Here is a 26,549-nt window from a genome sequence, read left to right as displayed (position 1 = left end):
TATGCAGACACGGCGCGTTTTTTGCGCCGTGAAGCATAAATTTACTGAATAATCAGTCACAATCATCACGATTGATTAATAATTACGGTGCGTTTCATACGACTTTCGGGCAGTATGTAACGACGTAACAACAGTTTAGCGCGAAGGCCTGCCAGCGCTGTCATCTGCGGCCCGACAGTCTTATACTGTTTGTTCAAGGTTAACTGACCTGAAGTTTCGCGGTGCGGGTGGCATTGTGACTCACCGGCACCTGAACCCTTATTTTCACGTACCAGTAGTTGTAGCGAATGAATACTGAAGCCACTCACGATCAAAATGCAGCACTCTCCACTGGCGTTCGTCTTCGCAACGCCCGTGAACAACTCGGACTCAGCCAGCAAGCCGTTGCAGAACGCCTGTGCCTGAAGGTTTCCACCGTTCGCGATATTGAAGAAGATAAGGCACCAGCCGATCTGGCTTCAACGTTTCTGCGCGGTTATATCCGTTCTTACGCCAAACTGGTTCATATTCCTGAAGACGAATTACTGCCGATGATGGAGAAGCAGGCGCCCGTGCGTGCTGCAAAAGTTGCGCCTATGCAAAGCTTCTCTCTGGGTAAACGTCGTAAAAAACGCGATGGCTGGCTGATGAGCTTTACCTGGCTGGTCCTGTTCGTGGTTGTGGGCCTGACGGGCGCATGGTGGTGGCAAAACCACAAAGCGCAGCAGGAAGAGATCACCACCATGGCCGATCAGTCCTCCGCTGAGCTCAATCAAACCAACGGTGCGCAAAGCGTGCCGCTGAGCACGGAAGGGGCTGCATCTTCCAGTGAACCTCAGACGGCGGCAACGAACGCGCCTGCAAGCGAACCTGCTCCAGCGCCAGAGGCAACGGCTAACACCGCACCAGCGAACCAGGCACAGGATCAGGACCCGGTAGTGTCACCTTCCCAGGCAAATGTTGATACTGCACCAGCGGCAACGGCATCTGCGGAAAATCCTGCGGCGACGCTGCCAACGGACCCGGCCGGCACGGCGGCTCCTGCCGTTGACCCGAATGCGCTGGTGATGAACTTTACGGCGGACTGCTGGCTGGAAGTGACTGACGCAACGGGTAAAAAACTTTTCAGCGGCCTGCAGCGTAAAGATGGCACGTTAAATCTAACGGGGCAGGCACCCTACAAGCTTAAAATCGGCGCACCGGCAGCGGTACAGATCCAGTATCAAGGAAAACCTGTCGATCTGAGCCGCTTTATCAGAACTAACCAGGTTGCGCGTCTTACCGTTAATGCCGAACAATCAGCAGCACAGTAACAGACGGGCAATGCGGGAGATTTTACATGCATAACCAGGCTCCTATTCAACGTAGAAAATCAAAACGGATTTACGTTGGGAACGTGCCAATCGGCGATGGGGCGCCTATCGCCGTCCAGTCGATGACCAACACGCGCACCACGGATGTGGAAGCAACGGTCAATCAAATCAAAGCATTAGAACGCGTAGGCGCGGACATTGTCCGCGTCTCCGTCCCGACCATGGATGCCGCTGAAGCGTTCAAACTGATCAAGCAGCAGGTGAACGTGCCGCTGGTTGCCGATATTCACTTCGACTACCGTATCGCGCTTAAAGTCGCTGAATACGGCGTCGATTGCCTGCGTATCAACCCAGGCAACATCGGCAACGAAGAGCGTATTCGCATGGTTGTTGACTGCGCCCGCGACAAAAACATTCCAATTCGTATCGGCGTTAATGCCGGTTCGCTGGAAAAAGATCTGCAAGAAAAGTACGGTGAGCCAACGCCGCAGGCGCTGCTTGAATCCGCGATGCGTCACGTCGATCATCTGGATCGTCTTAACTTCGAGCAGTTCAAAGTGAGCGTGAAAGCCTCCGACGTTTTCCTTGCCGTTGAATCCTATCGGCTGCTGGCAAAACAGATCGATCAGCCGCTGCACCTCGGGATCACCGAGGCGGGCGGTCTGCGCAGCGGTTCGGTGAAGTCCGCCATTGGTCTTGGCCTGCTGCTCTCGGAAGGCATTGGCGACACGTTACGCGTCTCTCTGGCCGCCGATCCGGTGGAGGAGATCAAGGTAGGTTTCGATATCCTGAAATCACTGCGCATCCGCGCGCGCGGGATCAACTTCATTGCCTGCCCAACCTGTTCACGTCAGGAATTTGACGTGATTGGTACCGTGAATGCTCTGGAGCAGCGCCTGGAAGACATCATCACCCCGATGGACGTTTCCATCATTGGTTGCGTGGTGAACGGACCGGGTGAAGCGCTGGTGTCAACGCTGGGCGTTACCGGCGGTAACAAGAAAAGTGGTCTCTATGAAGATGGCGTTCGTAAAGATCGTCTGGATAATAGCGACATGATCGACCAGCTCGAAGCCCGCATTCGCGCTAAAGCGACGATGATGGATGAAGCGCAGCGCATCAGCATTCAGCAGGTTGAAAAATAACGTGATGGGAAGCAGGCTGCTTCCCATGTATGATTGAGCCCATTCTTTGGGTTCTTTTTTGTATATAGAAAGAGAATAAACGTGGCAAAAAACATTCAAGCCATCCGCGGCATGAACGATTATCTGCCTGGCGAAACCGCCATCTGGCAGCGCATTGAAGGCACACTGAAGCAGGTGCTCGGCAGCTACGGTTACAGCGAAATTCGTTTGCCGATTGTAGAGCAGACCCCGTTATTCAAACGCGCGATCGGCGAAGTGACCGACGTGGTTGAAAAAGAGATGTATACCTTTGAGGACCGCAACGGCGACAGCCTGACCCTGCGTCCTGAAGGGACGGCGGGTTGCGTGCGCGCCGGCATCGAACATGGTCTCCTGTACAATCAGGAGCAGCGCCTGTGGTATATCGGCCCGATGTTCCGCCACGAACGTCCGCAGAAAGGCCGCTATCGTCAGTTCAACCAGCTGGGTGTGGAAGTGTTTGGTCTGCAAGGGCCGGATATCGACGCCGAGCTGATTATGCTGACAGCCCGCTGGTGGCGCGCGCTCGGTATTTCTGAGCACGTCTCCCTGGAGCTCAACTCTATCGGTTCGCTGGAAGCGCGTGCTAACTACCGCGATGCGCTGGTGGCATTCCTGGAAGCGCACAAAGAGAAGCTGGACGAAGACTGCAAGCGTCGTATGTACAGCAACCCGCTGCGCGTGCTCGATTCCAAAAACCCTGACGTGCAGGCGCTGCTGAACGATGCGCCTGCGCTGGGCGATTACCTGGACGACGATTCCCGCGAACACTTTGCCGGCCTGTGCAGGCTGCTGGAAGCGGCGGGCATCGCCTATACCGTTAACCAGCGTCTGGTGCGCGGTCTGGACTACTACAACCGTACCGTGTTTGAGTGGGTCACCACCAGCCTCGGTTCGCAGGGCACCGTTTGTGCCGGCGGCCGTTATGACGGTCTGGTTGAGCAGCTTGGTGGCCGTGCGGCACCAGCCGTTGGCTTCGCGATGGGCCTTGAGCGACTTGTTTTGCTGGTTCAGGCAGTTAATCCGGAATTTAAAGCCGATTCTGTTGTCGATATATACCTGGTGGCCTCAGGTGCGGATACGCAGCCTGCGGCGATGCAGCTTGCCGAACGCCTGCGTGATGCATTGCCGGACGTTAAGCTGATGACCAACCATGGCGGCGGCAACTTTAAAAAACAGTTTGCTCGTGCCGATAAGTGGGGCGCACGTATCGCACTGGTGCTGGGCGAGTCCGAAGTGGCTAACGGCGAGGTGGTGGTAAAAGACCTGCGCTCTGGTGAGCAAACTACGGTAACGCAGGACGGCGTTGCGGCGCACTTGCGCACTCTATTGGGCTAAGGAGAAGGACTGCGTGGAAATTTACGAGAACGAACACGACCAGGTTGATGCGGTTAAACGCTTCTTTGTTGAAAACGGCAAAGCGCTGGTTGTTGGGGTTATTTTAGGTGTAGGTGCGCTGGTTGGCTGGCGTTACTGGAACAATCATCAGGCTGACTCTGCTCGCGGTTCGTCCCTGAACTACGAAAATACCGTTAGCGCAATCCGTGCCGATCGGCCGCAAACGCTGACGGCGGCGGAGAAATTTGCCGCTGACAACAAAAATACCTACGGTGCGCTGGCCGCGCTGGAAGTGGCCCAGCAGTATGTTGATAAGAACGAACTGGACAAAGCCGCTGCGCAACTGTCTCAGGGGCTTGCTGCTGCCAGTGATGAAAACCTGAAAGCGGTAATTAATCTGCGTCTGGCCCGTATCCAGGTTCAGCAGAATAAAGCCGACGACGCGCTGAAAACGCTTGATACCATTAAAGGCGAAGGCTTTGCCGCCATCGTTGCCGATCTGCGCGGTGAAGCACTGCTGAGCAAGGGTGATAAAGCGGGCGCGCGTAAAGCGTGGCAAGCTGGCGTGGATAGTAAAGCTTCACCTGCGCTGAGCGAAATGATGCAGATGAAAATAAATAATTTGTCCGTCTGAGAGGGACCCAATGCAATTGCGTAAATTACTTCTGCCAGGACTGCTTTCTGTTACGTTATTGAGCGGTTGTTCATTGTTCAGTGGCGAAGAAGACGTTGTCAAAATGTCCCCGCTGCCGACGGTTGAAAACCAGTTTACCCCATCTACCGCGTGGGACGTTTCCGTAGGTAACGGTATCGGTGACTTCTACTCCAACCTGCACCCGGCGTTTGCTGACGGCGTCGTCTATGCGGCCGATCGCAAAGGCACCGTTAAAGCGCTGAACGCTGATGATGGAAAAGAAGTCTGGTCCGTCAACCTGGCGGAAAAAGACGGCTGGTTCTCCCATAAGCCTGCGCTGCTTTCTGGCGGCCTGACCGTAGCCGGTGGTCACGTGTATGTGGGCAGCGAAAAAGCGCAGGTTTACGCGCTGAATGCCAGCGACGGCAGCGTTGCATGGCAGACTACCGTTGCCGGTGAATCCTTATCTCGTCCGGTTGTCAGCGACGGTCTGGTGCTCATCCATACCAGCAACGGCCAGCTTCAGGCGCTGAACGAAGCGGATGGTCTGGTAAAATGGACCGTTAACCTGGATATGCCAGCGCTCTCTCTGCGCGGTGAATCTGCGCCGGCAACGGCGTTTGGTGCTGCCATTGTGGGCGGCGATAACGGCCGCGTGAGCGCAGTACTGATGCAGCAGGGCCAGATGATTTGGCAGCAGCGCATCTCTCAGGCGACCGGCTCTACTGAAATCGACCGTCTGAGCGACGTAGACACGACGCCAGTTATCGTTGACGGTGTGGTTTACGCGCTGGCGTATAACGGCAACCTGACCGCGCTGGATCTGCGCAGCGGCCAGATCATGTGGAAACGTGAGCTGGGCTCCGTGAACGATTTCATCGTGGAAGGCAACCGCATTTATATGGTCGATCAGAACGACCGTCTGCTGGCGCTGAGCACCGAAGGTGGCGTTACGCTGTGGACGCAGAGCGATCTGCTGCACCGTCTGCTGACCGCACCGGCACTGTATAACGGCAGCCTGGTGGTGGGCGACAGCGAAGGCTATATGCACTGGGTCGATCCAGAGAACGGCCGCTTCGTGGCGCAGCAGAAAGTGGACGGCTCAGGCTTCCTGACGGATCCGGTTGTTGCTGACGGCAAGCTGCTGATTCAGGCAAAAGACGGCACGCTGTACGCGATCACGCGTTAATTACACGGCGGTTGTAGTATACTAAACGGCTCCTGTTCGCTCAGGAGCCGTTTTGACATTTTTAAAAACGCTGCGAAAGCGACGTTATTTTGAATTTTATGAGGCTTCAAACATGGTACCTGTGGTCGCGCTTGTCGGGCGCCCTAACGTTGGAAAATCCACTCTTTTTAACCGTTTAACACGCACCCGTGATGCGCTGGTTGCGGATTTCCCGGGGCTGACGCGTGACCGTAAGTACGGTCGTGCAGAGGTGGAAGGACGCGAGTTCATCTGTATTGATACCGGCGGTATCGACGGTACGGAAGACGGCGTAGAAACCCGCATGGCAGAGCAGTCTCTGCTGGCTATCGAAGAGGCGGACGTAGTTCTGTTTATGGTAGATGCTCGCGCTGGCCTGATGCCTGCGGACTCTGCTATTGCCAAACATCTGCGTTCACGCGAAAAGCCAACCTTCCTGGTGGCGAACAAAACTGACGGTATCGATGCCGATCAGGCCGTTGCGGATTTCTGGTCTTTAGGCCTTGGCGATATTTACCCAATTGCGGCTTCGCATGGCCGCGGCGTCACCAGCCTGCTGGAAACCGTTCTGCTGCCGTGGGTTGACGAAGTAAACCCGCCGGAAGAGGTGGATGAAGACGCAGAATACTGGGCGCAGTTCGAAGCCGGTGAAGAGGGCGAGGAAGAGCCGGAAGACGACTTTAACCCGCAGGATCTGCCTATTAAGCTGGCTATCGTTGGCCGTCCAAACGTAGGTAAGTCTACGCTTACTAACCGTATTCTGGGTGAAGAGCGCGTGGTGGTCTACGACATGCCGGGCACCACCCGCGACAGTATCTACATCCCCATGCAGCGCGATGAACGTGAGTACGTACTTATCGACACCGCGGGCGTGCGTAAGCGCGGGAAAATCACCGACGTGGTGGAAAAATTCTCGGTTATCAAAACTCTGCAGGCGATTGAAGACGCCAACGTGGTGCTGCTGGTGATCGACGCACGTGAAGGTATCTCCGATCAGGATCTCTCTCTGCTCGGCTTTATCCTCAATAGCGGACGCTCGCTGGTTATCGTCGTCAACAAGTGGGACGGCCTGAGCAATGAAGTACGCGAGCAGGTGAAAGAGACGCTGGACTTCCGTCTGGGCTTCATCGACTTTGCCCGCGTTCACTTCATCTCTGCCCTGCACGGCAGCGGCGTAGGTAACCTGTTTGAATCCGTACGTGAAGCCTATGACAGCTCTACCCGTCGTCAGAGCACCGCTATGCTGACCCGTATCATGAATATGGCAGCAGAAGATCACCAGCCGCCGCTGGTGCGCGGCCGTCGCGTGAAGCTGAAATACGCCCACGCCGGTGGTTACAACCCGCCAATCGTGGTGATCCACGGCAACCAGGTGAAAGATCTGCCGGATTCCTACAAACGCTACCTGATGAACTACTTCCGTAAGTCGCTGGACGTGATGGGGACCCCTATCCGTATTCAGTTTAAGGAAGGGGAAAACCCGTTTGCGAATAAGCGCAACACCCTGACGCCAAACCAGATGCGTAAGCGTAAGCGTTTGATTAAGCACATTAAGAAAAGCAAATAAGCCTCGCTTTTCCCCCGAAAACCCGCGCCCGTCGCGGGTTTTTTATGCCCGCTGGCGGCCCATTATTGTGTCTGTGTGATGTCAATCACTATTCGCTTTTAACCATGTATATATCTAAGAAAGTAGACAATCGTCGAATTTTCGTCTTAAAGTCCAGGGTTCGGTACTAGACAAAACTAGCGCCTGGTTATCAAATGGTTAACCAACTTTTCGCCGCATGTAAAAAATCGATCGGATACGTAACCGCTCGGCGTACATGCTGGTGTTTACAAGCACGACACATACCTTTTCGGGAGAATTATGCAATCCTCTGTTAATCAAAAAGAGAGCCGAACCTTCTTCGGCCACCCTTATCCGCTCGGCTCGCTGTTCTTCACCGAGATGTGGGAGCGTTTCTCGTTTTACGGTATTCGCCCGTTACTTATCCTGTTTATGGCCGCCACCGTCTACGACGGCGGAATGGGGCTGGCGCGGGAAAACGCCTCGGCGATTGTCGGCATCTTTGCCGGTACCATGTACCTGGCCGCGCTGCCGGGCGGCTGGCTGGCGGATAACTGGCTCGGCCAGCAGAGAGCCGTCTGGTACGGTTCGATTCTGATTGCCCTTGGTCACCTGTCGATTGCGCTGTCGGCCATCATGGGCGATAACCTGTTCTTTATCGGCCTGATGTTCATCGTGCTCGGCTCTGGCCTGTTCAAGACCTGTATCTCGGTAATGGTCGGCACCCTGTACAAAAAGGGCGACGCGCGTCGCGACGGCGGTTTTTCGCTGTTCTACATGGGCATCAACATGGGCTCGTTCATTGCGCCGCTGATTTCAGGCTGGCTGATTAAAACGCACGGCTGGCACTGGGGCTTTGGCATCGGCGGCATCGGGATGCTGGTTGCGCTGATCATCTTCCGCGTGTTTGCCGTTCCTGCCATGAAGCGCTACGACAGCGAGGTGGGGCTGGATTCCACCTGGAACAGCCCGGTTGTGAAACGCAACGGCGTGGGGGCCTGGCTGCTGGCGCTGGCGGCAGGCGTTGCAATCATCGTTACGCTGATTGCCCAGGGCGTGATTGTGATTAACCCGGTCGCGGTCGCCAGCGTGCTGGTGTACGTCATTGCCGCCTCCGTCGCGCTCTACTTTATCTACCTGTTCATCTTCGCGGGTCTGAACCGCAAAGAGCGCGCCAGGCTGCTGGTGTGCTTTATTCTGCTGGTCTCCGCCGCGTTCTTCTGGTCCGCGTTTGAGCAGAAGCCAACCTCCTTCAACCTGTTTGCCAACGACTACACTAACCGTATGATCGGTGATTTTGAAATCCCGGCGGTATGGTTCCAGTCGATCAACGCCCTGTTCATCATCCTGCTGGCGCCGGTATTCAGCTGGGCCTGGCCGAAGCTGGCGAGCAACAACATTCGCCCGAGCAGCATCACTAAATTCGTCATCGGTATTTTGTGCGCCGCGGCGGGCTTTGGCCTGATGATGCTGGCGGCACAGAACGTGCTGAGCAACGGTGGGGCAGGCGTTTCTCCGTTCTGGCTGGTGGGCAGTATCCTGATGCTGACGCTCGGTGAACTGTGCCTGAGCCCGATTGGGCTGGCGACCATGACCCTGCTGGCGCCGGAGAGAATGCGCGGCCAGATGATGGGGCTGTGGTTCTGCGCCAGCGCGCTGGGTAACCTGGCTGCGGGCCTGATTGGCGGACACGTGAAGGCCGACCAGCTGGATATGCTGCCGGATCTCTTTGCACGCTGCTCCATCGCGCTGCTGATCTGTGCCGCGGTGCTGATCGTTCTCATTGTTCCGGTACGCCGCATGCTGGAAAATGTGCAGACTAAACCGGCTACTGAAGCCTGATAACATTCAGCCTGCCGGGGCAGGGCATCTGCCCCGGCCATACGCAACAGGAGAGAGCATGACGATTACCTGCCCGGACTGCCACGCAGCGCTGGAGCCGCAAAACGGTATGGCGCACTGCGACAGCTGCAATAAAGATATTCCCCTTGAAGCGCGCTGCCCTGACTGTCACCAGCCGCTTCAGGTTCTCAAAGCCTGCGGCGCGGTGGACTACTTCTGTCAGAACGGCCACGGGCTGATCTCAAAAAAACGGGTCGAATTCATCAGGGCTGAGGCTTAATCGCACACGCAGCCTTCGCCTTTTCGCCACAGCTCAATCAGCGATTCCGGCGCTTCCTGCTCCGGAACCAGCACAATGATGTCGGCGTACTGCGCCTGATTGTGCCGGGTCCAGATTATCTGAATGCGAAAATAGCGCTGATCGCCGCTGCCCGGTGACGACGGCTGACCCGGCGGCTGCCCGCGCGGGATAGCCTGTTGCAGAATACTGACCACGCGCTGACGCTGCGCCTCGTTAAGAGTGGAAAGCGCGATGGTGCGCTGGCCGCTCAGCTTTGGAATAAAGGCGACGCCGCCTTCCCGGGCCAGCTCAACCACGGCGTCATCCGTCAGTTCCGGAACCTGCATTACAGTACTCCCACCTGTTCCCAGGCTTGTTTAATGGCCGCCCCAACGTCGCTCCCCGAGCGCTTTTCGCCGTGGGCGATCGTCAGTTTTGCGAAAGCCTCAAAATCCGCATCCTGCGCCAGGCTGCGATCGCAAACCGTGTCGTACCAGGCATAGCCCGCTTTTTCCCAGGCATAACCGCCAATCGCCGTTGCGGCCAGATAAAACGCCCGGTTGGGAATGCCGGAGTTGAGGTGTACGCCGCCGTTGTCCTCGCGCGTTTTAATGAAATCTTTCATATGCCCGGGCTGCGGATCTTTGCCGAGCAGGGGATCGTTGTAGGCGGTGCCGGGTTCAGACATGGAGCGAAGCCCTTTGCCGTTGATGCCCTCCGCCAGCAGCCCTTCGCCAATCAGCCAGTCCGCTTTATCGGCGGTTTGCTTACGGTGGTACTGCTTCACCAGCGAGCCAAACACGTCGGATAACGACTCGTTCAGCGCGCCCGATTGTTCAAAGTAGATTAGCCCGGCTTCGGTCTCCGTCACGCCGTGGCTCAGCTCATGCGCCACCACGTCGATGGCAATGGTGAAGCGGTTGAAGATGTCGCCGTCGCCGTCGCCAAAGACCATCTGCTGACCGTTCCAGAAGGCGTTTTGATACTCCCGGCCGTAGTGCACGGTGCCGGTGAGGATCAGCCCTTTGTTATCAAGCGAATCGCGCTGATATTCCTTCCAGAAGAAATCATGGGTGATGCCCAGATAATCGTACGCTTCATCCACCGCCACATCGCCGTTGGAGGGCTGGCCTTCATAGCGTACCTGGGTACCCGGCAGCTCCTGGGTCTGCTTTGCGTCGTAGATGTCACGCTCAAGCTGGCCGGCTTTATTCACGTGCGGCGCGGCAGGCTTGCCCGGCATATGCGCCATCAGGGTTTGCACATGGGTTAACGTCTGGCGGGCGCAGCGCTGCTGTGGCTCTGAACCGCTCTCGATAATACGACGAAGAATATAGGGGGGTATCACGCTGTGAATTCGGGTCATGCAGTTCTCCTGTTTTCTGGCAATGCCGAAAAAAGAATCTACTTAAGTGTAAATCATTAAACCAGGACCGGAGGTAAGTCGGACAATTCGTTTCCTTAAAAACTGGCGCAACGCTCCACCACCGTTTAGGTTTTTTAAACGCCATTAAGTGAGAGGAGCGCAATGAACGGACAGACTTCGCTGAGCATAACCGGATTTTCAATCATCGCGGTGACCTATGGTATGGCAAGGTTTTCGTGGGGCCTGATGCTGCCTGATATCCGTCAGGCCATCCCTTTCACTCCGCAGGTGGCGGGGTTTATAGCGTCCTGTAGTTATGCGGCGTATTGCCTGTCGATATTTCTGGCCTCTTACCTTATTGCGCGCGCTGGGCCTCGCCTGCCCGCCTTGCTGGCGGCCATCGCCGCTGCCGCGGGGTTATTCATTCTCGCGTCTTCGGCACAGCCGATGACGCTGGCGATAGGTTTGTTTATTGCCGGGCTGAGCTCGGGACTGGCCTCGCCGGCCCTTGCCGGGGCGGTAGATGACAGGATCGCTCCCGACCGTCAGCTCCATGTGAATACCACCATCAATGCCGGAACGAGCGGCGGGATCATCCTCTCGGTGCCCGTTCTGTTTTTCATGCCCGGCGGCTGGCGGGCAGCCTGCGTTGTGTTCGCCATGATGGCGCTGCTGTGCCTGCCGGCGCTGTGGCGGCATCTGCCGCCGTCGGCGGCGAAACCCCGCACGCCTTCACCTAAGGCATCATTTATCGTACGTAAACCCGGCATGTTTCGGCTGCTGGGGATTGCCTTTATCAGCGGTATAGCCAGTGCCGCATGGTGGAGCTTTGGCCCGGAGATACTTATGCGTCACACGGAACTGGATAGCGCAGCGACCAACGTTCTCTGGCTGATAAGCGGCGGGGCGGGGATCGTTGCCATATTTACCGGAACTATGGCAAGGCGTATCGGCATGCGGGGGGTTTATCGTTTATCCCAGATCTTCATGGCTATCTCTCTGGCGATTCTGGCGTTAAGGCACGGTTTTTCCTGGTGGCTTATTCCGGTGGTGGCGATGAGCGGGGCGGGGTATGTGATTTTGTCGGGTGTGTTGCTGGTTAAGGGGGCGGAGATTGCTCATCCTTCTCCGGCGGCTGGAGTTAGCCTGGCCTTTTTGATGCTGGCAGGCGGGCAGGTATTGGGCGCTATCCTTTTTGGCCTGCTGCTGGGGTTAACGAGCGCAGCGGCTGCGCTGGCGATTTTTTCAGGCCTGTCCTGGCTAATGCTGGCCGTCACGCCGGACGGCCATCGCTGATTACGCCTTCTTACGGGCGCGAGGTTTTTTTACCGGCGTCACGCCTTTCACTTCGCTTTCCACCCAGCCGTCTGAAAGCCGCGTGGTGAGGATATCTCCGGCTTTAACCTGCCCGGTTTGCTTCAGCACGTTGCCGTCCGTCGCGGTGGTAACGCTATAGCCGCGCGCCAGCGTGGAGAGGGGGCTGACGGCCTCCAGATGGGTAACCGCGTTGCCGAAACGCTCGCGGGTGGTGCTGAGGCGGGCGCGAATATTCTCCGCCAGACGATATTCCAGCTGCTGAATACGCGCTTGCGCACGGTAAATCGTCGGCTGCGGGTTCTGCTGGTTCAGACGCTGCGTCACGCGCTGCTGGCGTGAGCCCGCACGCTTAAGCTGGGCGTCAACGGCGACGTTCATCCGCTGACGCAGGCGCTCCAGCACGGTTTGCTGACGCGCCAGACGCAGCTGCGGATGCTGCTGTTGCAGACGATGATGAAGCTGCGTAAAGCGGCGGGTACGGTTGGCGAGGAAGTAGTCCATCGCCATCTCCAGGCGCTGTTGGCCGTTCTGGATCTGGCGCAGCAGCTCCTGCTGATTGCGGCTGACCACTTCTGCCGCCGCGGACGGCGTAGGCGCGCGTAAGTCCGCGACAAAATCGGCAATGGTCACGTCCGTTTCGTGACCGACGGCGCTTACCACGGGTATAAGGCTGGCAAAGATTGCCCGCGCCACGCGCTCGTCGTTAAAGCTCCACAGATCTTCCAGCGAGCCGCCGCCTCGCCCGACGATTAATACATCACACTCCTGGCGCGCGTTTGCCAGCTCAATCGCGCGTACGATTTGCCCCGGCGCGTCGTCACCCTGAACGGCGGTAGGATAAATAATGACGGGCAGCGAAGGGTCGCGGCGCTTAAGCACGTGCAGAATATCGTGCAGAGCCGCCCCGGTTTTCGAGGTGATAACCCCAACGCAGTGGGCAGGGGAGGGCAGCGGTTTTTTGAGCTGCTGGTCGAACAGTCCCTCGGCAGACAGCTTTGCCTTTAACTGTTCATACTTCTGCTGCAACATGCCTTCGCCGGCAGGCTGCATGCTTTCGACGATAATCTGATAGTCGCCGCGCGGCTCGTATAGGGTGATATTGGCACGCACCAGAACCTGCTGGCCGTGCTGAGGACGGAACGTCACGCGACGGTTGCTGTTGCGGAACATCGCGCAGCGCACCTGGGCGGTGTCGTCTTTAAGCGTAAAATACCAGTGGCCGGAAGCGGGCTGCGTGAAGTTAGAGATTTCACCGCTGATCCAGACCTGCCCCATTTCCTGCTCAAGCAGCAAACGCACCGTCTGATTAAGGCGGCTGACAGTATAAATTGAGGGGGATTGAGAGGATAACATGTGAGCGGGATCAAATTCTAAATCAGCAAGTTATTCAGTCGATAGTAACCTGCTGAGAGGTGAGCGCAAGCATTTTTTTCAAAAAAGTGTGGATGCAATCGGTTACGCTCTGTATAATGCCACGGCAATATTTAACCACCCAGGTCAGAGATATTGCCCATGCTACGTATCGCTAAAGAAGCACTGACGTTTGACGACGTCCTCCTCGTTCCCGCTCATTCCACCGTTCTGCCGAATACTGCCGACCTCAGCACGCAGTTGACGAAAACCATTCGTCTGAACATTCCTATGCTCTCCGCAGCAATGGATACCGTAACGGAAGCGCGTCTGGCTATCGCCCTGGCACAGGAAGGCGGCATTGGCTTTATCCATAAAAACATGTCTATCGAGCGTCAGGCGGAAGAAGTTCGCCGCGTGAAGAAACATGAATCCGGTATCGTGTCCGACCCTCAGACCGTTCTGCCAACCACCACCCTGCACGAAGTGAAAGCGCTGACCGAGCGTAACGGCTTTGCGGGTTACCCGGTTGTGACCGAAGATAACGAGCTGGTGGGCATCATTACCGGTCGTGACGTGCGTTTCGTGACTGACCTGAACCAGCCTGTCAGCGTCTACATGACGCCAAAAGAGCGTCTGGTTACCGTGCGTGAAGGTGAAACCCGCGACGTCGTGCTGGCAAAAATGCACGAAAAACGCGTTGAGAAAGCGCTGGTTGTGGATGCGAACTTCCACCTGCGCGGCATGATCACCGTTAAAGATTTCCAGAAAGCAGAACGTAAACCGAACGCCTGTAAAGACGAGCATGGCCGTCTGCGCGTAGGCGCTGCGGTTGGCGCAGGTGCCGGTAACGAAGAGCGCGTTGACGCGCTGGTTGCCGCGGGCGTAGACGTACTGCTGATTGACTCTTCTCACGGCCACTCCGAAGGCGTTCTGCAACGCATTCGCGACACCCGCGCTAAATACCCGGATCTGCAGATCATCGGCGGCAACGTGGCGACAGGCGCAGGCGCTCGCGCCCTGGCTGACGCCGGCTGCAGCGCGGTGAAAGTGGGTATTGGCCCTGGCTCCATCTGTACCACCCGTATCGTGACCGGCGTGGGCGTTCCGCAGATCACCGCGGTGTCCGACGCGGTAGAAGCGCTGGAAGGTACCGGTATTCCGGTTATCGCTGACGGCGGTATCCGCTTCTCTGGCGACATTGCCAAAGCGATCGCCGCAGGTGCTTCCGCGGTGATGGTTGGCTCCATGCTGGCCGGTACCGAAGAATCCCCGGGCGAAATCGAACTCTACCAGGGCCGTTCATACAAATCCTACCGCGGTATGGGCTCTCTCGGTGCGATGTCCAAAGGTTCCTCCGACCGTTACTTCCAGACCGATAACGCGGCTGACAAACTGGTGCCGGAAGGTATCGAAGGCCGCGTTGCCTATAAAGGCCGCCTGAAAGAGATCATTCACCAGCAGATGGGCGGCCTGCGCTCCTGTATGGGTCTGACCGGCTGTGGTACCATCGACCTGCTGCGTACTAAAGCAGAATTCGTACGCATCAGCGGTGCGGGTATCCAGGAGAGCCACGTTCACGACGTGACGATCACCAAAGAGTCCCCGAACTATCGTCTGGGCTCCTGATTTTTCTTCGCCCGACCTTGTGTCGGGCGATTTATTTAATCTGTTTCACTTGCCTCGGAATTAGCGTCAATGACGGAAAACATTCATAAACATCGCATTCTCATCCTGGACTTTGGTTCTCAGTACACTCAGCTGGTGGCGCGTCGCGTGCGTGAACTGGGCGTTTACTGTGAACTGTGGGCGTGGGATGTCACGGAAGCACAGATTCGCGAATTCAATCCAAGCGGCATCATCCTGTCCGGCGGCCCGGAAAGCACCACCGAAGAGAACAGCCCGCGCGCACCGCAGTACGTGTTCGAAGCTGGCGTGCCGGTATTCGGCGTTTGCTACGGCATGCAGACCATGGCAATGCAGCTGGGCGGCCACGTAGAAGGCTCTAACGAGCGTGAGTTTGGCTATGCGCAGGTAGAAGTGGTAACCGACAGCGCGCTGGTGCGCGGTATCGAAGACTCCCTGACCGCAGACGGCAAGCCGCTGCTGGACGTATGGATGAGCCATGGCGACAAAGTTACCGCCATCCCGTCCGACTTCGTGACCGTTGCCAGCACCGAGAGCTGCCCGTTCGCCATCATGGCGAACGAAGAAAAACGCTTCTACGGCGTGCAGTTCCACCCGGAAGTAACCCACACCCGTCAGGGCATGCGAATGCTGGAGCGCTTCGTGCGCGATATCTGCCAGTGTGAAGCGCTGTGGACTCCGGCTAAAATCATCGACGACGCCGTTGAGCGTATCCGCCAGCAGGTTGGCGATGACAAGGTGATCCTCGGCCTCTCCGGCGGCGTGGACTCCTCCGTCACCGCGATGCTGCTGCACCGCGCTATCGGCAAAAACCTGACCTGCGTCTTTGTGGACAACGGCCTGCTGCGTCTGAACGAAGCCCAGCAGGTGATGGACATGTTTGGCGACCACTTCGGTCTGAACATTGTTCACGTGGAAGGCGAGCAGCGCTTCCTGGACGCGCTGAAGGGCGAGAACGATCCGGAAGCGAAGCGTAAAATTATCGGCCGCGTGTTCGTTGAAGTGTTCGACGAAGAAGCGCTGAAGCTGGAAGACGTGAAGTGGCTGGCGCAGGGCACCATCTATCCTGATGTGATCGAATCCGCCGCCTCCGCAACCGGTAAAGCACACGTCATCAAATCTCACCACAACGTGGGCGGCCTGCCGAAAGAGATGAAGATGGGCCTGGTTGAGCCGCTGCGCGAGCTGTTTAAAGACGAAGTGCGCAAGATTGGTCTGGAACTGGGTCTGCCGTACGACATGCTCTACCGTCACCCGTTCCCGGGCCCGGGCCTCGGCGTGCGCGTGCTGGGCGAAGTGAAGAAAGAGTACTGCGACCTGCTGCGTCGCGCGGACGCGATCTTCATTGAAGAGCTGCACAAGGCTGACCTGTACAACAAGGTTAGCCAGGCGTTCACCGTGTTCCTGCCGGTTCGCTCCGTCGGCGTGATGGGCGATGGCCGCAAGTACGACTGGGTTGTCTCCCTGCGTGCGGTTGAAACCATTGACTTCATGACCGCGCACTGGGCGCACCTGCCGTATGACTTCTTAGGCCGCGTGTCTAACCGCATCATCAACGAAGTTAACGGTATTTCGCGCGTGGTGTATGACATCAGCGGTAAGCCACCGGCGACGATTGAGTGGGAATAAGCCACTAACTCAACCTGTATCGTCATAAACAGGTAAAACTGAATAAAGCCCTCTGTTTACAGAGGGCTTTTTTTCTGACCGATATTCGTCCCGGAAGGGAGTTACTGGCGTATCTGCCGCGATTCACGGCAGCCGATACTGCGCCGCCATGCGCCTGGGGCCTGACCGTACTGACGCTTAAAGCTGCGGTTGAAGGACTGCTGAGAGTCAAAGCCCAGCGCGATCGCCACGTTCAAAATCGGTTCATCGCTTTGGGCTAAACGCTCGACCGATTTTTGCAGCTTTTGCGCGCGAATATATTCTGCGAGAGGGGAGCCGGTATGTTCCTTGAAGATCCGCTGGAGGTGCCATTTCGAATAGCCGGCTCGCCTGGAGACGGTTTCAATGTCCAGACGGCTGTCAAGGTTGTTGTCGATCCAGTCAAGTAAATCGTGAATGAATGCACCGGTGTTCATCTTGCTTCCCCCTACGCCACGCGTCAAAAAGCATCTTTGTTTGTTGCATTTAAAGGTGGCCCTTTTTTCCACTAATTGCAAGTTTTATTGTTACATTTAAAACCCTGCTCGAAACAGGTTATTTACCTTTGACGCAAATAGCACATTAAGTGCAACAATTATTCTTGCACTTAATTAAGCGCCTTCCTACAATCGCCGCGATAGTGTATTCGCAACTGTTACAGTTTTGTGGCGATGAACGACACAAATGGCCTTAAGCCAGCCCGGACAAAGGAAGTGGCGCGGCACCTCCCGCTGCGTCTTGCCCGGCGGCTACAATAACCGGAATAAAAATAATGAGCCTGCAAAAAACCTGGGGTAACTTTCATCTGGAAACGCTGGGCGCGATTTTACTCGCCGCGCTGCTGGTCGGGTGCGATGACAGCGTCGCGCAAAATGCCGCGCCGCAAGCGCCCGTCGTCAGCGCTGCTGACGTGGTCGTAAAATCCATAAGCCAGTGGGACAGCTTCAATGGTCGCATTGAGGCGGTGGAGAGCGTTCAGCTGCGCCCGCGCGTCTCCGGCTACATTGATAAAGTGAACTACACCGACGGCCAGGAGGTGAAAAAGGGTGAGGTGCTGTTCACTATTGATGACAGAACCTATCGCGCCGCGCTGGAACAGGCGCAGGCGACGCTGGCGAGAGCCAAAACGCAGGCCAGCCTGGCGCGAAGCGAGGCTAACCGCACCGATAAATTAGTCAATACCAACGTGGTATCCCGTGAAGAGTGGGAGCAGCGCCGTTCCGCAGCCACCCAGGCGCAGGCCGACATTCGCGCAGCGCAGGCGGCGGTTGACGCTGCGCAGCTTAACCTGGACTTCACCAAAGTGACCGCGCCCATCGATGGCCGCGCCAGCCGTGCGCTGATCACCAGCGGTAATCTGGTTACCGCCGGCGACAGCGCCAGCGTGCTCACCACCCTGGTCTCGCTGAAGACGGTTTACGTTTACTTCGACGTGGACGAGTCAACCTACCTTCACTATCAAAACCTGGCCCGCAGCGGGCAGGGGGCGTCCAGTAATCACCTGGCGCTGCCGGTGGAGATTGGCCTTACCGGCGAGGAGGGCTATCCCCATCAGGGCAAAGTGGATTTTCTTGATAACCAGCTCACGCCGAGTACCGGAACGATCCGCATGCGCGCGCTGTTAGATAACGCGCAGCGTCAGTTCACGCCGGGACTCTTTGCCCGCGTGCGCCTGCCGGGCAGTGCGGAATTTAAAGCCACGCTTGTAGACGATAAGGCGGTGCTGACCGATCAGGATCGTAAATATGTTTATATCGTTGATAAAGAAGGGAAAGCACAGCGTCGCGATATCACGCCGGGTCGTCTGGCCGACGGTTTACGCATCGTACAGCAGGGGCTGAATCCCGGGGATAAAGTCATCGTCGATGGTTTACAAAAGGTGTTTATGCCGGGCATGCCGGTTAACGCGAAAACCGTCGCCATGACCGCCAGCGCCGCCCTCAACTGATCCCTTACCTGAGAATCCAACCCATGGACTTTTCCCGTTTTTTCATCGACAGGCCAATTTTTGCCGCCGTACTGTCGATTTTGATTTTTATCACAGGATTAATCGCCATCCCGCTGCTGCCGGTCAGCGAATATCCTGACGTCGTACCGCCAAGCGTGCAGGTGCGCGCGGAGTACCCCGGCGCCAACCCGAAGGTGATCGCGGAGACCGTGGCAACGCCGCTGGAAGAGGCGATCAACGGCGTTGAGAACATGATGTACATGAAATCCGTCGCGGGATCGGACGGCGTGCTGGTCACCACCGTCACCTTCCGTCCGGGTACGGATCCCGATCAGGCGCAGGTTCAGGTGCAAAACCGGGTATCGCAGGCCGAGGCGCGCCTGCCGGAAGACGTGCGGCGTCTGGGCATCACCACGCAGAAACAATCGCCAACCCTGACGCTGGTGGTGCATCTGTTTTCGCCAGGCGGCAAGTACGACTCGCTGTACATGCGAAACTACGCCACGCTGAAGGTGAAGGACGAGCTGGCGCGCCTGCCCGGCGTGGGGCAGATTCAGATTTTCGGCTCGGGCGAATACGCGATGCGCGTCTGGCTGGACCCAAACAAGGTGGCGGCGCGTGGGCTGACGGCATCGGACGTGGTGACGGCGATGCAGGAGCAGAACGTTCAGGTTTCCGCCGGGCAGCTTGGCGCCGAGCCGCTGCCAAAAGAGAGCGATTTCCTGATCTCTATTAACGCCCAGGGCCGTCTGCATACCGAAGAGGAGTTTGGCAATATTGTCCTGAAAACGACGCAGGACGGTACGGTCGTCCGCCTGCGCGACGTGGCGCGCGTAGAGATGGGTTCCGGCAGCTATGCGCTGCGTTCGCAGCTCAACAATAAAGACGCGGTCGGGATTGGTATTTTCCAGTCGCCGGGGGCGAACGCCATCGATCTGTCTAACGCGGTGCGTGCAAAAATGGACGAACTGTCCACGCGTTTCCCGGACGATATGAAGTGGGCGGCACCTTACGACCCGACGGTATTTGTGCGCGATTCTATCCGCGCGGTCGTGCAAACGCTGCTGGAAGCGGTGGTGCTGGTGGTGCTGGTGGTTATCCTGTTCCTGCAAACCTGGCGCGCGTCGATCATTCCGCTGATCGCGGTGCCGGTATCGGTGGTGGGCACATTCAGCATTCTCTACCTGCTGGGCTTTTCGCTTAATACCCTGAGCCTGTTCGGGCTGGTGCTGGCGATTGGTATCGTGGTGGACGATGCCATCGTGGTGGTGGAAAACGTCGAGCGAAACATCGAAGAGGGGCTCGCCCCGCTTGCGGCGGCGCATCAGGCGATGCGTGAAGTTTCCGGGCCGATTATCGCCATCGCACTGGTGCTGTGCGCGGTGTTCGTTCCCATGGCGTTCCTCTCCGGCGTGACCGGTCAGTTTTATAAACAGTTTGCGGTCACGATAGCCATATCAACGGTGATTTCGGCGATTAACTCGCTGACGCTCTCGCCGGCGCTGGCTGCCCTGCTGTTGAAGCCGCACGGCGCACCGAAAGATTTCCCGACCAGGCTTATCGATCGTCTGTTCGGCTGGATCTTCCGTCCGTTTAACCGCTTTTTCCACCGCAGCTCGACCGGCTATCAGGGGCTGGTGGGCAAAACGCTCGGCCGACGCGGCGCGGTGTTTGCGGTTTATTTGCTGCTGCTTTGTGCTGCCGGCGTGATGTTTAAAGCCGTACCCGGCGGGTTTATTCCGACGCAGGATAAGCTGTACCTGATTGGCGGCGTGAAAATGCCGGAAGGCTCGTCGCTGGCGCGTACCGATGCGGTGATCCGCAAAATGAGCGAAATCGGTATGAATACCGAAGGCGTGGATTATGCGGTTGCGTTTCCCGGCCTGAATGCGCTCCAGTTTACCAACACGCCGAACACCGGGACGGTATTTTTTGGCCTGAAGCCGTTCGACCAGCGTAAACACTCTGCGGCGGAAATTAACGCGGAGATCAACGCGAAAATCGCGCAAATCCAGCAGGGCTTCGGCTTCTCGATTCTGCCGCCGCCGATTTTAGGGCTGGGTCAGGGATCGGGCTATTCCCTGTACATTCAGGATCGCGCCGGTCTGGGCTATGGCGCGCTGCAAAACGCGGTGAACACCATGTCCGGTGCAATCATGCAGACGCCGGGGATGCATTTCCCCATCTCAACCTACCAGGCTAACGTTCCGCAGCTGGACGTTCAGGTCGACCGCGATAAGGCGAAAGCGCAGGGCGTGTCGCTCACCGATCTGTTCGGCACGCTGCAAACCTACCTGGGCTCGTCCTATGTGAACGACTTTAACCAGTTTGGCCGCACCTGGCGCGTAATGGCCCAGGCCGACGGGCAGTTCCGCGACAGCGTGGAGGATATTGCGAACTTACGCACCCGCAATAACCAGGGCGAAATGGTGCCGATTGGCAGTATGGTCACCATCAGCACCACCTACGGGCCGGATCCGGTGATCCGCTACAACGGCTACCCGGCGGCGGATCTCATTGGCGATGCCGATCCTCGCGTGCTCTCTTCCGCGCAGGCGATGACGCAGCTGGACGCAATGTCTAAGCAGATACTGCCGAACGGGATGAATATCGAATGGACGGACCTGAGCTTCCAGCAGGCCACGCAGGGTAATACGGCGCTGATCGTCTTCCCGGTTGCGGTTCTGCTGGCGTTTCTGGTGCTGGCGGCGCTGTATGAAAGCTGGACGCTGCCGCTGGCGGTGATCCTTATCGTTCCGATGACGATGCTGTCCGCGCTGTTTGGCGTCTGGCTGACCGGGGGCGATAACAACGTGTTTGTGCAGGTGGGTCTGGTCGTGCTTATGGGGCTGGCCTGTAAGAACGCGATACTTATCGTGGAGTTTGCCCGCGAGCTGGAAATCCAGGGGAAAGGTATCATGGAGGCCGCGCTGGAGGCGTGCCGCCTGCGTTTACGCCCGATTGTGATGACCTCTATCGCCTTTATTGCCGGGACGATCCCCCTCATCCTCGGCCACGGCGCGGGTGCCGAGGTGCGCGGCGTCACCGGGATCACGGTGTTCTCCGGCATGCTGGGCGTGACCCTGTTTGGCCTGTTCCTGACGCCGGTGTTTTACGTGACGCTGCGTAAGTTCGTGACGCGCGGTAAAGCGGAAAGAGACGTGCTGCCTGCGTAGGACGTCGCAGACAATAAAAAACCGCCTTCACAGTGAAGGCGGTTTTTTTTCGCAATCCGTAAAGGATTAAGGCGCTTTTTTATGCTGCGTGCAGATTTCCGGGACCGGATCGCACCCGCTGGTGTCGGCTTTTTTCACCTCTTCCAGCGCGCTGGCGACGGTATGGCGCGCCAGAACCGCCAGCGAAGCCTGCTCCGCTTCATCAGCAATGGATTTGAAGTACCAGCAGGCGTTGGCGCTCACCACGCAGCGTGCCGGAACGTCAGGACGGGACGCCCACAGCTTTTTATCTTCAGTAACGGAAAGGTAGATATCGCGCAGGGTAATCTCGTCCGCCGGGCGGCCAAGGTGTATAGAGCCGTTGCGGCCAAGCGTGGAGACGATAATGCCGTCACGGGCGAGAGGAACCATGAGTTTACGGATGAAGCTCGGATTCGCTTCCAGGCCGTAGGCCAGGATTGCGCTCGTCGAACGTTCACCCGACTGCTCCGCCATCGCTACGCTGAGAACCATCTGCAAAGCTGTCGGGAAGCGGTAATCTAGCATTTTTCTGTCCTGGGTCGCGGTGAATCTTGTTCTTTTTGGCACCGCAGAGGTGAATAATCAATAAGTAACAATATAACAAATACGGTAATCTTATTGAAGCAATCTGCGGCATGCGTGAAATAACGCTGCCGTACCGGCAAACGTCAGGCCGGGTAGCGCCGCGTTTCCGTTCATGCAAGCGCGGGATGCGGGAAGTCAACGGTCACCATCAGGCCACCTTCTGCTGACGTACTCAGATTGACTCTGCCGTTGTGCTGCTGGGTAACGGCTTTGACGATGGCAAGCCCTAAGCCGCTCCCGCTTTGGGTTTGATTAGGATCGCGGAAAAACCTGTCGAACACCCGCTCGCGCAATTCAACCGGAATGCCGGGGCCCGCGTCTGAGACGCGCAGCCGGGCGGATGTCATTGTCGATTGCAGCTGTACCTCAATTCGTCCCCCCTCAGGGCTGTACTTCACGGCATTTTCAATCAAATTGTCGATCAGCGACACCAGACGTTCCCGGATGCCCGCGACCCGGATTTCATCGTCTGCGAAGAATTCAAGCTCAATCCCGCGCGCCGACGCCAGCGGCTCCAGCGCGGCCATTCGCTCCTGAATAAGCGTTGTCAGCGGCACAGGCTCCGTTACCGTGTCGATGTGCGCTTCGCTATGCTTCATCAGCAGAAGCTGATTGACGAGACGAGCGGCACGGCTATTGCTGCGAACAATGCCTGCAAGCAGCTCCTGCTGGCTTTCGCTGATGACCCAGGACTGCAGCGCCTCGACGTTGATCCGCATCGCGGCCAGCGGCGTACGCAGCTCGTGCGCGGCATCGGCAATAAACACCCTTTCCCTTTCGGCGCTTTCCCGCACCCTGGCGAGAAAGTCATTAATCGCGTCCACCGTCTGGCGCAGCTCCCTGTGCCTGGGAACGGCTTTTAAGGGAGAGAGATCGTCTGGCGTGCGCAATGAAATTTCATTCACTACCCTGTTCCAGGGGCGCATCGCGATGCGGATTGACAGCCACGCGGGAAACAAAAGGAAAGGGATGCATACCAGCAGCGGCATGACGTAATAGCCGCGCGAGTTCAGGTAGATAAAGAAATTCCAGCTGCCGGCCGGGGTGAAAAGGGTGACCTCCACGTCGGAGCGCGCGGATTTGAGGGTGCGGCTCGTCCAGGTGTGGTCTCCAGTCCGGACGCGCTGCATTTCCCCCAGACGGCTATTTTTCACCTCCGTTGGCGCGCCACGCGAAGAAAAAATAATCTCATTATGCTTGCGAACGATCAGGTTGATGGCCAGCTCCGGATCTTCACCGCCGCCATACCCCTCCCGCAGCGCCTTGCTGAACGCGGCCAGCACCTCTTTACGCGCCTGCGGCCTATCCTCCATGCTCTCAACCAGGGAAAAGAGGGTTTCGTAAGTCTCACTGCCCGTGAGTATTGGAGGGCTGCGCAGGTCCTCCAGCAAAATGAAGGTTAAAAAAAGACACCACAGCAGCGTAAGCAGCAGCATCTGGGCGACCATCATTCGCCTGACCAGCGTAGGAAGCCTGAGGCGATACCAAAAATTACGCATCAGCCCGCCGCCTTCTGAACCGGTACGGTATCAATGACGTACCCTACGCCCCGCACCGTTCGCACAAAGCCATCGCCAATTTTTCGCCGCAGGTTACCCATATGCACGTCGAGCGCGTTGCTGAGATTTTCTTTCGTGCCGAATATCCTCTCTTCCAGATACCGCCGCGTAAGCACGCGGTTAGCGCGCAGCATTAGCGTTTCGAGCAGCGCGTATTCACTTGCCGTCAACTCAACGTGGCGCGCGCTCACCGTCACGCGACGCGTCGGTACGTGGAGAGACAAGCCGCGAATGTCGATCGCCTCATTCTCAAAACCGTAGCTGCGCCGCGCCAGGGCTCTCACGCGCGCCAGCAGCTCGGCGAGCACAAAAGGTTTGACCAGATAGTCGTCCGCGCCCGCGTCCAGCCCGCACAGGCGGTCCTGCAGCGTGCCTCGCGCCGTCAGGATAATGACGGGGATCCCCCGGAGCTGCTGACGCAGGCGCGTCATCAGGCTCATGCCATCGCCATCGGGCAGCCCCAGGTCGAGCAGGATAAGCTCCGGCACGCAGAGATCGAGCTGATGCAGCGCATCCTCTTTCCGGCGTACCCATATGACATCAAATCCTTGATCTGCAAGGGCGATACGTACGCCGTTGCCGAGATCCAGGTCGTCTTCAACTAGTAGAATTTTCACAAAGGTAACGGTATCAGCAGTGGATGAAGAACAGCTTAAGAAAAAAACGGTATCAGGAAATCATTCAGCTTTACAGAACCAGCACGTGCTTCAGCGTTTCTTCATTTTCGGCTCATAAGAACCTTAGGGAGGGTATTCAGAATGAGCGCGCTGGCGTTTAACACCGCCTGAATCGTAACCATCTGAATCCAAAAGGGCTTCTTTAATGAGAAACAGCAAACTGCGTCACAGGTTCCCCCGTTCACTCATCGGTCGCAGCGCGAAAAGCATCCTGTCGGGGGCCGTCCTGGCGTTACTGGCTACCCCGACGCTGGCGGCCGGGCAGCGCCAGGGCAACGTGTTAACCCTGGGCGGCGGCGTGGATGTTGCGCCACGCTATTCCGGTTCGGATAAGAGCCGCGTTGCTGCGGCCCAGGTGGTTGATTACGCGATGGAAAATGGGTTCTTTATCAGCACCACCCGCGGGCTCGGCTACGGCAACCGCGTCGGCAACCTGGATTACAGCGCTGCGCTGAGCTATCGCGCAGGACGTAAGGATCGCGACGTAAGCAGCGATTCAATCGCCTCCGGCAGCGACTACCTGCGGGGGATGGGTGACGTCAAAGGCTCAGCCGTCGTTGTGCCGGGGCTGGGGTACAGGGTAACTGACTGGCTTAACGTGCAGCTGCAGGCTGAGGTCCCGGTTTCGGAAAGAGACAACGGTGAGGCTGTGCACTTTGGCATTGCCAGCCCGCTCTACACCTCTCCTGAAAACTCGGTGACGCTGGCGCTGACCGGCAGCTGGGGATCCAGCAAGTACATGCAAACGTACTACGGGGTCAGCCCAGCCCAGTCGGCCGCATCGGGATTTGCCCGACATGATGCCGGATCGGGAATATATGCCTATTCGCTGAACCTGGACTGGACCCATAAGCTCACCTCCCGCTGGAGCGTGCTTGCCGCTGCCGGCGTTACGCAGCTGACGGGAGAGGCGGGCGATAGCCCAGTCGTTCAGAAAAAAACGTCGCCCACGGGAAGCCTGAAGGTGACGTACAGCTTCTGACCGGTGTTGCAGGCGAAGGAGCGGTAGCCTACTTTCCTTCGCCCAGCCGATATGCCAGCGCCACTACCAGCGACTGCACCAGGCACAGCGTCGCCGACTGAGAGCGAAACGCATCTACCTGCGCCTCTTTCACCACGAAACAGAGGTCGCTGAACGTCGCCAGCGGGCTGATCTGGCTGTCGGTGATCACAATCTGGCGCGCGCCGACGCTGGCGGCGGTTTCGCTGACCATCACCGTCTCTTCCGCGTACGGCGAGAAGCTGATCGACACCACAATGTCGCGCGCCTTTATGCGGCTGATCTGCTCGCGCAGCATCCCGCCCATGCCGTCGAGCAGAATCGGGCGGCACTCAAGGTGGCTCAGGGCGTAGGTCAGATAGGCGGCGACGCTAAAGGAGCGGCGCAGTCCGGCGATGTAGATGGTATCGGCGTCAGCCAGCAGCTGTACCGCGCGCTCCAGCATCTCCGGCTCGGCGCGGGCGGCAAGCTGCTGCAGCGCCTGCGCGTTCGAGCGGGCGAACTCCTGCAGGATATCAAGCGGCGTTTCCGGCACGGCCTCGCTCTCCATCTCGCGGAACAGCCGGGCGCGGTCGCTGTAGCTGGCGGTCTCCTCCACCAGGTTCATGCGAAACAGCTGTTTCATTTCGTTGAAGCCGGTGAAGTCAAAAGCGTTGGCAAAGCGGATCAGCGTCGAGGGCGGCACGTCGGCGCGCTCGGCAATAACGGCAACCGTATCAAAGGCCACGCTGTTGGTGTTATCCAGCACGTAGCGGGAGACCTGCTGCAGCCTCTTGCTCAGGCTATCGTAGCGATCGCGGATTTGCTGCTGCAGTTCGTTCAGGCTGGTTGCTGTCGTCATGTTATCCCCCAAATACAGTCATATGATTCTAAACGCAAAACCGCGCTTTTTAAATGTCGGCCATCCATCTGGCAGCAAAAATGAAACAGAAG

The 26,549-nt window shown here is 57.5% G+C and carries 22 protein-coding genes; 14 read left to right on the top strand and 8 right to left on the bottom strand.

From position 1 onward, the window contains the following. Positions 1-287 precede the first annotated feature (287 nt). The 8 genes from rodZ (at position 288) to OWK27_RS06515 (ending at position 9,323) form a co-directional block, all read left to right on the top strand. On the top strand, positions 288-1,292 hold the full coding sequence (gene rodZ / locus OWK27_RS06550) for a cytoskeleton protein RodZ (protein ID WP_267590058.1): 1,005 nt from the start codon (positions 288-290) through the stop codon (positions 1,290-1,292). Positions 1,293-1,318: 26 nt separating this feature from the next. Further along, a complete protein-coding gene (gene ispG / locus OWK27_RS06545; RefSeq protein ID WP_252004557.1) occupies positions 1,319-2,437 on the top strand; it encodes a flavodoxin-dependent (E)-4-hydroxy-3-methylbut-2-enyl-diphosphate synthase in 1,119 nt (372 codons plus the stop codon). An 81-nt stretch (positions 2,438-2,518) separates the two neighbouring features. Further along, positions 2,519-3,793: a histidine--tRNA ligase gene (gene hisS / locus OWK27_RS06540; protein ID WP_148420666.1), complete on the top strand. Its 1,275-nt coding sequence runs from the start codon at positions 2,519-2,521 to the stop codon at positions 3,791-3,793. 13 nt (positions 3,794-3,806) lie between these two features. Beyond that, a complete protein-coding gene (locus tag OWK27_RS06535; RefSeq protein ID WP_148420667.1) occupies positions 3,807-4,427 on the top strand; it encodes a YfgM family protein in 621 nt (206 codons plus the stop codon). A 10-nt stretch (positions 4,428-4,437) separates the two neighbouring features. After that, a complete protein-coding gene (gene bamB / locus OWK27_RS06530) occupies positions 4,438-5,616 on the top strand; it encodes an outer membrane protein assembly factor BamB (RefSeq protein WP_176609757.1) in 1,179 nt (392 codons plus the stop codon). A 112-nt stretch (positions 5,617-5,728) separates the two neighbouring features. After that, complete coding sequence (gene der, locus OWK27_RS06525) at positions 5,729-7,201, top strand: ribosome biogenesis GTPase Der (protein WP_022648998.1); 1,473 nt, start codon at positions 5,729-5,731, stop codon at positions 7,199-7,201. A 300-nt stretch (positions 7,202-7,501) separates the two neighbouring features. Next, positions 7,502-9,043, top strand: a complete 1,542-nt coding sequence (locus OWK27_RS06520) for a peptide MFS transporter (protein WP_148420669.1) — start codon at positions 7,502-7,504, stop codon at positions 9,041-9,043. Positions 9,044-9,101: 58 nt separating this feature from the next. Further along, positions 9,102-9,323: a zinc ribbon domain-containing protein gene (locus OWK27_RS06515; protein ID WP_267590057.1), complete on the top strand. Its 222-nt coding sequence runs from the start codon at positions 9,102-9,104 to the stop codon at positions 9,321-9,323. Here the strand turns inward: OWK27_RS06515 and OWK27_RS06510 are convergent. Then, positions 9,320-9,670: a protealysin inhibitor emfourin gene (locus tag OWK27_RS06510; protein ID WP_148420671.1), complete on the bottom strand. Its 351-nt coding sequence runs from the start codon at positions 9,668-9,670 to the stop codon at positions 9,320-9,322. The two genes, OWK27_RS06515 and OWK27_RS06510, sit on opposite strands and share 4 nt — an antisense overlap. Continuing rightward, complete coding sequence (locus tag OWK27_RS06505; RefSeq protein WP_148420672.1) at positions 9,670-10,689, bottom strand: M4 family metallopeptidase; 1,020 nt, start codon at positions 10,687-10,689, stop codon at positions 9,670-9,672. The genes OWK27_RS06510 and OWK27_RS06505 overlap by 1 nt, the downstream gene beginning before the upstream one ends. Before the next feature lie 162 nt (positions 10,690-10,851). On the opposite strand from OWK27_RS06505, the gene OWK27_RS06500 reads away from it, so the two are divergent. Further along, a complete protein-coding gene (locus OWK27_RS06500; RefSeq protein WP_267590056.1) occupies positions 10,852-11,985 on the top strand; it encodes an MFS transporter in 1,134 nt (377 codons plus the stop codon). Here OWK27_RS06500 and xseA read toward each other — a convergent pair whose 3' ends face one another. Next, positions 11,986-13,359, bottom strand: coding sequence for an exodeoxyribonuclease VII large subunit (gene xseA / locus OWK27_RS06495; RefSeq protein ID WP_193355502.1), 1,374 nt, complete (start codon positions 13,357-13,359; stop codon positions 11,986-11,988). It abuts the gene before it with no gap. Between the two features lie 159 nt (positions 13,360-13,518). Here xseA and guaB point away from each other — a divergent pair, with 159 nt between their 5' ends. Continuing rightward, positions 13,519-14,985, top strand: a complete 1,467-nt coding sequence (gene guaB, locus OWK27_RS06490; RefSeq protein WP_148420675.1) for an IMP dehydrogenase — start codon at positions 13,519-13,521, stop codon at positions 14,983-14,985. 69 nt (positions 14,986-15,054) lie between these two features. Further along, positions 15,055-16,632 (top strand): glutamine-hydrolyzing GMP synthase, encoded by a 1,578-nt coding sequence (guaA, locus tag OWK27_RS06485; RefSeq protein WP_006811514.1) that lies wholly within the window; start codon positions 15,055-15,057, stop codon positions 16,630-16,632. Positions 16,633-16,733: 101 nt separating this feature from the next. Here the strand turns inward: guaA and OWK27_RS06480 are convergent, their stop codons facing one another. Further along, positions 16,734-17,087: a helix-turn-helix domain-containing protein gene (locus OWK27_RS06480; protein ID WP_252004553.1), complete on the bottom strand. Its 354-nt coding sequence runs from the start codon at positions 17,085-17,087 to the stop codon at positions 16,734-16,736. A gap of 335 nt (positions 17,088-17,422) precedes the next feature. Here OWK27_RS06480 and OWK27_RS06475 point away from each other — a divergent pair, with 335 nt between their 5' ends. Further along, the gene (locus OWK27_RS06475) at positions 17,423-18,598 is read left to right on the top strand and encodes an efflux RND transporter periplasmic adaptor subunit (RefSeq protein WP_267590055.1); all 1,176 of its coding nucleotides are present in this window, start codon (positions 17,423-17,425) and stop codon (positions 18,596-18,598) included. Between the two features lie 23 nt (positions 18,599-18,621). After that, positions 18,622-21,774: a multidrug efflux RND transporter permease subunit OqxB gene (oqxB, locus tag OWK27_RS06470; protein WP_148420679.1), complete on the top strand. Its 3,153-nt coding sequence runs from the start codon at positions 18,622-18,624 to the stop codon at positions 21,772-21,774. A gap of 66 nt (positions 21,775-21,840) precedes the next feature. On the opposite strand, the gene OWK27_RS06465 is transcribed toward oqxB, so the two are convergent. From OWK27_RS06465 to OWK27_RS06455, 3 genes are all read right to left on the bottom strand, one after another. Then, the gene (locus tag OWK27_RS06465; RefSeq protein ID WP_148420680.1) at positions 21,841-22,320 is read right to left on the bottom strand and encodes an RrF2 family transcriptional regulator; all 480 of its coding nucleotides are present in this window, start codon (positions 22,318-22,320) and stop codon (positions 21,841-21,843) included. 170 nt (positions 22,321-22,490) lie between these two features. Next, positions 22,491-23,879, bottom strand: coding sequence for a sensor histidine kinase (locus tag OWK27_RS06460; RefSeq protein ID WP_242171644.1), 1,389 nt, complete (start codon positions 23,877-23,879; stop codon positions 22,491-22,493). After that, positions 23,879-24,556 (bottom strand): response regulator, encoded by a 678-nt coding sequence (locus OWK27_RS06455; protein WP_267590054.1) that lies wholly within the window; start codon positions 24,554-24,556, stop codon positions 23,879-23,881. Before OWK27_RS06455 ends, OWK27_RS06460 begins: the two co-directional genes overlap by 1 nt. Before the next feature lie 205 nt (positions 24,557-24,761). Between OWK27_RS06455 and OWK27_RS06450 the strand changes: the two genes are divergently transcribed. After that, a complete protein-coding gene (locus OWK27_RS06450) occupies positions 24,762-25,598 on the top strand; it encodes a MipA/OmpV family protein (protein WP_267590053.1) in 837 nt (278 codons plus the stop codon). Between the two features lie 28 nt (positions 25,599-25,626). On the opposite strand, the gene OWK27_RS06445 is transcribed toward OWK27_RS06450, so the two are convergent. After that, the gene (locus tag OWK27_RS06445; RefSeq protein WP_008502123.1) at positions 25,627-26,457 is read right to left on the bottom strand and encodes a MurR/RpiR family transcriptional regulator; all 831 of its coding nucleotides are present in this window, start codon (positions 26,455-26,457) and stop codon (positions 25,627-25,629) included. Positions 26,458-26,549 lie beyond the last annotated feature (92 nt).

The sequence above is a fragment of the Enterobacter cloacae complex sp. 2022EL-00788 genome (genome assembly GCF_026627565.1).
GTDB lineage: Bacteria > Pseudomonadota > Gammaproteobacteria > Enterobacterales > Enterobacteriaceae > Enterobacter > Enterobacter pasteurii.
This window is presented reverse-complemented; position numbering and strand designations above follow the sequence as displayed.

Excerpts from the sequence above, each read along its gene's own strand:
- OWK27_RS06520 (WP_148420669.1), top strand. The coding sequence starts at position 7,502 with ATGCAATCCTCTGTTAATCAAAAAGAGAGCCGAACCTTCTTCGGCCAC.
- OWK27_RS06515 (WP_267590057.1), top strand. The coding sequence starts at position 9,102 with ATGACGATTACCTGCCCGGACTGCCACGCAGCGCTGGAGCCGCAAAAC.
- oqxB (WP_148420679.1), top strand. The coding sequence starts at position 18,622 with ATGGACTTTTCCCGTTTTTTCATCGACAGGCCAATTTTTGCCGCCGTA.
- bamB (WP_176609757.1), top strand. The coding sequence starts at position 4,438 with ATGCAATTGCGTAAATTACTTCTGCCAGGACTGCTTTCTGTTACGTTA.
- ispG (WP_252004557.1), top strand. The coding sequence starts at position 1,319 with ATGCATAACCAGGCTCCTATTCAACGTAGAAAATCAAAACGGATTTAC.
- rodZ (WP_267590058.1), top strand. The coding sequence starts at position 288 with ATGAATACTGAAGCCACTCACGATCAAAATGCAGCACTCTCCACTGGC.
- OWK27_RS06480 (WP_252004553.1), bottom strand. The coding sequence starts at position 17,087 with ATGAACACCGGTGCATTCATTCACGATTTACTTGACTGGATCGACAAC.
- OWK27_RS06505 (WP_148420672.1), bottom strand. The coding sequence starts at position 10,689 with ATGACCCGAATTCACAGCGTGATACCCCCCTATATTCTTCGTCGTATT.
- xseA (WP_193355502.1), bottom strand. The coding sequence starts at position 13,359 with ATGTTATCCTCTCAATCCCCCTCAATTTATACTGTCAGCCGCCTTAAT.
- OWK27_RS06500 (WP_267590056.1), top strand. The coding sequence starts at position 10,852 with ATGAACGGACAGACTTCGCTGAGCATAACCGGATTTTCAATCATCGCG.
- der (WP_022648998.1), top strand. The coding sequence starts at position 5,729 with ATGGTACCTGTGGTCGCGCTTGTCGGGCGCCCTAACGTTGGAAAATCC.
- OWK27_RS06510 (WP_148420671.1), bottom strand. The coding sequence starts at position 9,670 with ATGCAGGTTCCGGAACTGACGGATGACGCCGTGGTTGAGCTGGCCCGG.
- guaA (WP_006811514.1), top strand. The coding sequence starts at position 15,055 with ATGACGGAAAACATTCATAAACATCGCATTCTCATCCTGGACTTTGGT.
- OWK27_RS06475 (WP_267590055.1), top strand. The coding sequence starts at position 17,423 with ATGAGCCTGCAAAAAACCTGGGGTAACTTTCATCTGGAAACGCTGGGC.
- OWK27_RS06460 (WP_242171644.1), bottom strand. The coding sequence starts at position 23,879 with ATGCGTAATTTTTGGTATCGCCTCAGGCTTCCTACGCTGGTCAGGCGA.
- OWK27_RS06445 (WP_008502123.1), bottom strand. The coding sequence starts at position 26,457 with ATGACGACAGCAACCAGCCTGAACGAACTGCAGCAGCAAATCCGCGAT.
- guaB (WP_148420675.1), top strand. The coding sequence starts at position 13,519 with ATGCTACGTATCGCTAAAGAAGCACTGACGTTTGACGACGTCCTCCTC.
- OWK27_RS06465 (WP_148420680.1), bottom strand. The coding sequence starts at position 22,320 with ATGCTAGATTACCGCTTCCCGACAGCTTTGCAGATGGTTCTCAGCGTA.
- OWK27_RS06450 (WP_267590053.1), top strand. The coding sequence starts at position 24,762 with ATGAGAAACAGCAAACTGCGTCACAGGTTCCCCCGTTCACTCATCGGT.